8 protein-coding genes are annotated in these 7394 nt (G+C 42.4%); 4 read left to right on the top strand and 4 right to left on the bottom strand.

Annotated features, from left to right (window positions below; translation table 11 throughout):
• Both CDG77_RS23340 and CDG77_RS23335 read right to left on the bottom strand, forming a co-directional pair.
• The coding region (locus CDG77_RS23340; RefSeq protein ID WP_143857078.1) for a hypothetical protein at nucleotides 1-344 on the bottom strand (344 nt) is incomplete at its 3' end.
• Between the two features lie 122 nt (nucleotides 345-466).
• Nucleotides 467-1264 (bottom strand): hypothetical protein, encoded by a 798-nt coding sequence (locus CDG77_RS23335; protein WP_094331744.1) that lies wholly within the window; start codon nucleotides 1262-1264, stop codon nucleotides 467-469.
• 17 nt (nucleotides 1265-1281) lie between these two features.
• Between CDG77_RS23335 and CDG77_RS36775 the strand changes: the two genes are divergently transcribed.
• The gene (locus tag CDG77_RS36775) at nucleotides 1282-1449 is read left to right on the top strand and encodes a hypothetical protein (protein ID WP_190234047.1); all 168 of its coding nucleotides are present in this window, start codon (nucleotides 1282-1284) and stop codon (nucleotides 1447-1449) included.
• Between the two features lie 231 nt (nucleotides 1450-1680).
• Here the strand turns inward: CDG77_RS36775 and CDG77_RS23330 are convergent, their stop codons facing one another.
• The gene (locus CDG77_RS23330) at nucleotides 1681-1998 is read right to left on the bottom strand and encodes a helix-turn-helix domain-containing protein (RefSeq protein ID WP_159402667.1); all 318 of its coding nucleotides are present in this window, start codon (nucleotides 1996-1998) and stop codon (nucleotides 1681-1683) included.
• 250 nt (nucleotides 1999-2248) lie between these two features.
• Complete coding sequence (locus CDG77_RS36770) at nucleotides 2249-2416, bottom strand: hypothetical protein (RefSeq protein ID WP_190234046.1); 168 nt, start codon at nucleotides 2414-2416, stop codon at nucleotides 2249-2251.
• A 5-nt stretch (nucleotides 2417-2421) separates the two neighbouring features.
• On the opposite strand from CDG77_RS36770, the gene CDG77_RS35680 reads away from it, so the two are divergent.
• The 3 genes from CDG77_RS35680 (at nucleotide 2422) to brxC (ending at nucleotide 7389) form a co-directional block, all read left to right on the top strand.
• Nucleotides 2422-2637, top strand: a complete 216-nt coding sequence (locus tag CDG77_RS35680; RefSeq protein WP_143857077.1) for a hypothetical protein — start codon at nucleotides 2422-2424, stop codon at nucleotides 2635-2637.
• Between the two features lie 619 nt (nucleotides 2638-3256).
• Nucleotides 3257-3850 carry a DUF1788 domain-containing protein gene (locus CDG77_RS23325; RefSeq protein WP_094331742.1) on the top strand — a complete coding sequence of 198 codons (594 nt, stop codon included), beginning with the start codon at nucleotides 3257-3259 and terminating at the stop codon, nucleotides 3848-3850.
• The gene (brxC, locus tag CDG77_RS23320) at nucleotides 3847-7389 is read left to right on the top strand and encodes a BREX system P-loop protein BrxC (RefSeq protein ID WP_094331741.1); all 3543 of its coding nucleotides are present in this window, start codon (nucleotides 3847-3849) and stop codon (nucleotides 7387-7389) included. The genes CDG77_RS23325 and brxC overlap by 4 nt, the downstream gene beginning before the upstream one ends.
• Nucleotides 7390-7394: the final 5 nt, after the last annotated feature.

The raw sequence follows: 7394 nt of genomic DNA, 5'->3' as shown, positions 1-7394 counted from the left end.
CGCCTACCGAATTTGTAGGCGTTCTTGTCCAAACCATCACTGCTACGCCAAACTCCAATCACCTTTCTATCGTTTCCATATAGCAGAAGCGATCGCCCAATCACAAGTATTCGTGGTTGTCTGTAGAGAGCGCCAGGAATGCCTATCTTTTCATCGTTTTCGTCCAACTTGTTAGTAAGAACTTTATACTCTTTCCCACCTTCTAGTTCTTTATTTTCGTACCATCCTGCTAATTGTTGATTTTCGTAAGCAATCCAAATGCCTGCGGGTGAAGGAATGCTTTTAGCTGCTGGGGTCTTTTGGTATGACTTGTGTTCAGCAGAATCAAAGTCAAAAGCTGTCATAGTAGCTGCTGCCTTTCTTTAATGTTAGTTTTCGCAAAAAATAAGCGAAGCTTTAATTCTGAGTGGCGAATGGCACTGATTTTAAAATAGTGGTGGAAGAGAATTTTCTTCCACCAGCCTATTTACGCCGCTACCAACTCTCGACGAACTTGTGGCAGTTCAATCGGAGTAGTTACCCTGAACAGTGCTTCTACAGCCTCTTTTACGCTCCAATACTTCATGCCATCGCCACAGCGCCAGTAGTATGTCTTGGGGTCGTTTTCCCAGACTTCCTCAGCGTTTCTGACCTTGAAGAGTATGCCCAAAAACTCACCGTCCAGATATACATTGTGAGCCGTCTGGAGGTCAGTCTTGCCGACATAAGTTAGTCGATAACCGTCTACTGGCATACACAAGTCTTCTGCACGAGTGCCGCGATAGGAGCAGTTACCGCAGCCGTGACCATCACAATCTGGGCAGATAGCAGCAGGCATATTCCACTTCGGCAGTGTAAAATCCCATTCAGCCGGTGGGGAAAATAATCGAGCCTTGTGGGAAATATAACAACCAGCATGACCGATTACTTTATCAGAATGGTATTGGACGCTTAATGATAGCCAATCACAATCACCTAACAAGCCAATTTTCTCAGCAGCTTGTTTTAATTCTTCATCTTCTTTGTGATTACATTCTACTGGAGCAGAAAGACTCGCTTTAACCTCTGCAACAGCGCGTTTGAATGGCTCTTTGTGATATCGAGCATAGCCGTGGGTCATTTTTACCCACACGATATAATCACTGTTGATCCAGATAGTCACTACATCTTCGGGCTTGCACTCTTTTGAGTAGTCCGACTGATTGACGATGGTTGCAATGATTTGGCGATCCTGTGTGGTTAGTGGATCTTTTGTTGGCGCAGGGGCTGAAACTTGTGTCATCATTAGAGAATACCTCTTAAATGGGTAAAAAGGCGATCGCAAGTTTTGCAGACGGAGCGATCGCCCTATTTATTGGTAATAAGTTTGTTGTGCTTTCAGCACAATACTCCCAATCTAAAATTGGCGAAGCCTCATATTTATGGCTCCTAGTCGGTGACTGGAGCTTGCTACAGCAGCATATCTCTTGATCGGGCGGTAGTCTGCAACGAGCTTCAAAGCGACTTCCGTAATGCTGTAGCAACTTTTTATTTGGAACCCACTCCACCCTTACCTCACTTCAGCAGCCTTGACTATTCGCTGCGTCCGCTACCTGGGGGCTTTGTTTTCTGTTCACTTTTTTCAAGGTTCAATTTAGCTGGGAGGCTACTACTTGGTTCCTCTCCTATAATTAATATATTAGTCTACCTTGGTTAACAATGTCAACCATCATAAACAGAAAATCTGTAGATTTTTACAATTTCTTGAACAGGGATAGATAACACTTCGCAAATACCTTGCGCTATCTCTAAGGAAATAATTGAATATTTACCACTTAATAATTTAAATATGTTTTGGTATGAGCAAGCCACGCCTCTATCTTGTAAGGCTTGTGCTAGAGTTCTTGTAGACATAGTTCCTCTTTTTCCGCCTTTTTCTTCCATTGCTTTTTTTACAATGTCAATTTTTTCGGCGTTCCATTTGATGTATGCCACATCGCTGATGTCCACTGAAAAAACCTCTACTTCTTTATTAACCACGGTTGACATTAAAATCCTATGCGTCTACCATAGTTTATGTCAATCAAGGCTTTTGCTATTTAAAACACCCACTCAAAGCGATCGCTCGCCTATGTGCAAAGCGAAGATTTCAGCGTGCGCTCAATTGAGCAATGCCAGAGCAATCGCATACGCTTGTACACGATTGCTGATCGGGGCAATGCCTTTGTGTGAACGCAAGGAGCGTTAATAAAAGGCTTTAGTAATTTTTAAGTCTTTATTGGTAGTACTTTTAGTTTTTACCGCCAGTAGGTGCTGAAAGAGACTGAACTCTAGAGATTTGTGTGACTTGAAGAAGATTTTGGACACGTTGTCCATCTTTACCTTCCAAAAATGGATGTCCAAGTTTACCTTCCAAGAACGTCAAAAAAATAGCATAAAGGAAAACTAAACTGCTCAAACTCTATGCCTGTATGGAAGATAAAGGTTTTGGTGATAGCGATACTTACTGCGGCAAGCGATCGCAAAGCTTGTGAAAAATCCTACAAGTTAGGCAATAAGTTGGACAGGAGCCGTATTCAAGCGGATTTGTGTCCATTTTCTTCTTCCATTTCTGTTATTCTGTCCATTTTCTTTTTCCAAAAGAGCGATCGCTTGCTTAATGCCTTAACGAAGTTATAGGTATTTCAGCTTGCAACTTGTCCAATTTCTTCTTCCAAACCTGTCCAAAATCTTCTTCAAGTCACAATTTGCAATTCTCGTACTGGCTAAAGCTTTCGGCAATCACTCATGAGAATCGATTGGGGAGGCGATGGCTACGCTCCACTTAGCGATGTCTACGACGGGCTGCGCCTACGCTACTTCCTCCATTCCCAGATTTGCCTTATCAACACACTATCACCAGGAACCATGTTCTGTGGCCAGCCAAGGCATTTGCTTACAATCGCGGACGCTGCCTGTGATTAGATAGTCAAGAGTTACTCGCAGAATACTGCTTACTTTGTATTATAGGAATCATTAAGCACTATAATTCTTTAGCCAGGTTTATTAAGAGTTGAGTGTATCTAAAAGCTCAAATATAGATTGATAATTGCCTGTTTAATCAGTAAATATACTGTGTCATTTATCTAGCTTTCGATTATCCTTGATAAAAGTCATCAAGGAAGCTGTATTGCTATGTATATAACTAACCACTTCAAGGCAGCAAAGCCATCTGTGGGGTAATGTTCATATTTTTATTAAAAAAGTTACCTCCTTATTGGCCAAAATCGAAAAAACACAGTGATCAAAGGCAAAATTAATGCCCACATTGAGTATTAATCAGCGCCTTGATGCACTATTACCAAAACTGCAAGATGCACGTTTATTGAGTAATCGCGGTATTGGAAACGAAATTGGCTTTTATATTTTTGATTATGACGCTGAATATGAACCACTAGTACAGAAATATGTCGAACGTCTAAAGCGGCAATTGATGAGTCCGCCCACCCAGCTTATTTTGCTGGAAATTGACCTTTATAGAACTATCCTCGACATATTGTCAGAAAGAGGGGTACTCAAAAAAGCTCTTGAGTTAGAAGCAACTAAAGGAAATGTTGCCCTGGCTAAGACCGTTGCGCCTCTTGTCCGACCTGACCAGGTTATTGCCTACATCCAAAAAAAACTTAGGGGTGATGAACAGCTTGTAATCATGACTGGAGTTGGTGCTAGCTGGCCCCTTTTACGATCGCACAGTATCCTCAACAACCTGCACCCAGTACTTGACAAAATCCCTCTAGTGATGTTTTTCCCTGGTTCTTACGATGGGCACGAACTACGTCTATTCGACACCTTTAAGGATGACAACTACTATCGGGCTTTCCCTCTGATTCCCCACCAACAACACCACCTATGAATATCGCCGAACTCTTCCAAAAGGACATTTACCGTAATATCAATGGCGTTATTAAAGTTGGGCAGAAGGATGACGAGAATATTCGTCAAGAATTGGAAGAGTATGTCGTTACCAACGAACTAGATAGGCACTTTCGGACATTTTTTGAACGCTACACCAATAGTCTAAGGAATCCTACGGATAAGATGGGCGTATGGATTTCTGGATTTTTTGGCTCAGGGAAATCTCACTTTTTGAAGATTCTGTCATACCTATTGGCTAATCATCAATTGGAAACTAGCCGCGCCTTGGATTATTTTGATGAAAAACGCATACCCGATCCGATGTTGCAAGCCTTGATAGCACAAGCAGCACATAGTTCTTGCGATGTGATTTTATTCAATATTGACTCTAAAGCTGATGCCAATAATAAAAACCATAAAGAAAGCATTACCAAAGTCTTTCAAAAGGTATTTGACGAGCATTTGGGGTACTTTGGGACGGTTCTTCCCATTGCTGAGTTTGAACGTCAACTAGATCGCCAAGGTAAATATGCAGCTTTTCAACAAGCTTTCTTGGCAGAGAGTGGCTTGGAATGGAAGGAAAACCGAGATGCTTGGGGTTTTCATCAAGATGCGATCGCTAGTGCTTTACAAACTAGCACGGGCATGAGTGCAGAAGCGGCTAACCGCTTACTAGATTTCGGCGAACAAAATTACACTCTGAGTCCAGAAAAGTTTGCTGGCATGGTAAAGCAGTATCTGGATAGTAAAGGGCCGCAACATCGCCTAATTTTTATGGTGGATGAGGTAGGACAGTATATCGGTGAAGACAGCAAACTGATGCTGAACTTACAGACTGTTGTGGAAGATTTGGGTACTTACTGTTTGGGAAAAGCTTGGGTGGTGGTGACATCCCAAGAGGCAATGGATGAGATTACCAAAAACAAGATTAAAGGCGAGGATTTTTCTAAGATTATTGGTCGTTTTTATCGCCCACTGAATTTGTCTTCTGCTAATACCGATGAGGTAATTAAGTTACGTTTGCTCGGCAAAACTGATGCGGCGCGGGCTGGGTTGGAAGCTTTGTATAGCCAGAAGATTGCTATTCTGAGAAACCAAATTGCTTTTACTCAGGACAGCGCCGATATGCCGGGATATGGTAATCCTCAAGATTTCTTTACCGCCTATCCCTTTATTCCCTATCAGTTTAATCTGTTACAAAAGGTTTTTACTCAAATTCGCCTCATGGGTTCTGCTGGCAAGCACCTGGCATCAGGAGAGCGATCGCTATTGGATGCTTTTCAGGTTGCATCCCAAGCGGTAGCCGGAGAACCTCTTGGTGTGCTGGTTCCGTTCCACACCTTTTACATGGCAGTAGAAGGCTTTTTGGATAGTTCGATCAACCAAGTTATTATTCAGGCGGGTCGGAATCCGCAACTACATTCTTTTGACATTGATCTATTGAAGACCCTATTCATGGTCAAGTACCTGAAAGAAATTCGGGCTAATTTGGATAACTTAACTACTCTTAGTCTAAGTAATATTGACCAAGATAAACTAGCATTGCGGCAGCAGGTAGAAGCAGCTTTGGGGCGGTTGGAACGTCAAACTCTTATCCAGCGTAATGGCGATGAATATATTTTCTTGACCCATGAGGAGCAAGATATTGGCAGAGAAATCAAAAATACTCAAGTTGATTCAATCAAAGTTCTCAAAGAATTACAACAGCTTGTCTGGGATTCAATTTTTACTGACAAAGAACTACGATATAGCCAGCGTCATAAGTATCCATTTAACCGCAAGCTGGATGAACAAACTTTTGGGCAGCAAACTAACGACCTCACCCTGCATATTGTTACCCCTTATGCCGAAAGTTACGCTGCTATGCAGGATGATGCTTTCTGCATTGGCACTACGGGATCTCGTTATGAAGTCTTGGTGAGATTGCCTGATAACCAACGTCTACTGGATGATCTCAATATTTTAATCAAAACAGACGAGTACTTGCGTCTGAAAAATAGCAGCAACCTCAGCCCTAGTATCCAGAGAATTTTAATTGCACGGGGAGACGAGAATAGCAAACGCCGTCAGGAATTGAAAGTTATCCTAGAGGATTTGATTATTCGTGCTGATGTATTTGCCTGTGGTAGCAAGTTAGAAATTCGCAGTCGAGACACTAAAAGCTTGCTGAATGAAGGTTTGAGCTATTTGGTAGGTAATGTGTATCAAAAGCTCGGTTACGTGGCTAGTGGCTTTGAAAACGAAGATCACGTAAGCAATGCCCTAACTCGTGAGAGTCAAGAACAAGATATTAACGGACAGCCTGTTAATGTGGCTGCTCATAGTGAAATGCGAGCTTGGTTAATGGAAGAAACCCGCCTTCGCCGCCTTGTCAGCATTAAGGCATTGGTAGATAAGTTTGCAGTCCGTCCTTATGGTTGGTCGGAATTCGACACTTTGGGGGTGATGGCAGAACTTGCTAACAAGGGTGTAATAGAACTGCGACACGCTCAAGGCAACGTTAATCTGCATGATAAAGGATTAGTGATCCAGTTGCGATCGCGCAAAGAAATAGATAAATATACCATCCGCCTTACCGATGAAATTAACCCAGCCAACTTGAAGATTGCCAAAGATATGGCCAGCGAGTTACTCAATGACAATATGTCTAGCGATCCACAGTTGCTATTTGAACAATACAAAAATGCCTTAACAAAACACTCTCAAGAACTAGAAGGTTGGTTAATCCAAGCAGAAGGTGGGCTTCCCTTTGCTCAACTACTGCGTACTAACTTAGATTTGCTGGCTGAATTATTAACGAAGGACAGTGCGGCGAAGTTTTTCGACACATTTCGTCAGCGACGGGATGATATAGAAGAATTTATCGAAGATGTGCAAAAACTGCAATCCTTCTTCAGCACACAAATTAAGCTATTCCAGCAAGCTCGTAATGACCTGAAAACCCTAGAACCAGAACTACGCCATATTAGTGATCCAGATTTGCTCAGGCGGGTGGATTTAGTTAAGCAAATTTTGGCGATGTCTGACCCCACTGCGAAGATTCCAGAATTAGCAATGTTACTCCTACCTGTCAAAGATAAGGTGCAGGAGGCGCTAAAAACTCAAATCTATCAGGTGGAGAGTAAAAGCAAGGCAATGCGGGAGAAATTAGCTGAGTATGTGACTTCCGCTCACGAAGACATTTCTGCACAGCTAGACCTCAGCAATATCACTCAAGACATCGATAAAGTTGTAACCTCAGTTAATCAGGTAACAAGTATCGATTCTGCGATCGCACGTCAAAGTGAACTAGAAAACATCCTCCCACAATTGCTGCAAAAAGTAGATCAGCAAGCCAATGAAATCATTCAGCGTCAGTCAAACAATGGCAGTAACGGCAAAGCTACTTGTGTCAAACGCATCATATCGGTGCAGGTAGCGAGAGTTGCGCCTAAACCCCTACTGGAAACACTGCAAGATGTGGATGTTTATCTAGAGGCGTTGCGGAAAACGCTATTGGATGAGATTCAACAAAATCATCGCGTTCGTCTTGAGTAATATTA

This window comes from Nostoc sp. 'Peltigera membranacea cyanobiont' 213 (assembly GCF_002245975.1).
In the GTDB taxonomy this organism is placed as follows: domain Bacteria; phylum Cyanobacteriota; class Cyanobacteriia; order Cyanobacteriales; family Nostocaceae; genus Nostoc.
Note: the sequence above shows the minus strand (reverse complement) of the source record. Positions and strands in the feature narration are given on the sequence as shown.

Excerpts from the sequence above, each read along its gene's own strand:
- CDG77_RS23335 (WP_094331744.1), bottom strand. The coding sequence starts at position 1,264 with ATGATGACACAAGTTTCAGCCCCTGCGCCAACAAAAGATCCACTAACC.
- CDG77_RS36775 (WP_190234047.1), top strand. The coding sequence starts at position 1,282 with ATGGGTAAAAAGGCGATCGCAAGTTTTGCAGACGGAGCGATCGCCCTA.
- CDG77_RS35680 (WP_143857077.1), top strand. The coding sequence starts at position 2,422 with ATGCCTGTATGGAAGATAAAGGTTTTGGTGATAGCGATACTTACTGCG.
- CDG77_RS23325 (WP_094331742.1), top strand. The coding sequence starts at position 3,257 with ATGCCCACATTGAGTATTAATCAGCGCCTTGATGCACTATTACCAAAA.
- brxC (WP_094331741.1), top strand. The coding sequence starts at position 3,847 with ATGAATATCGCCGAACTCTTCCAAAAGGACATTTACCGTAATATCAAT.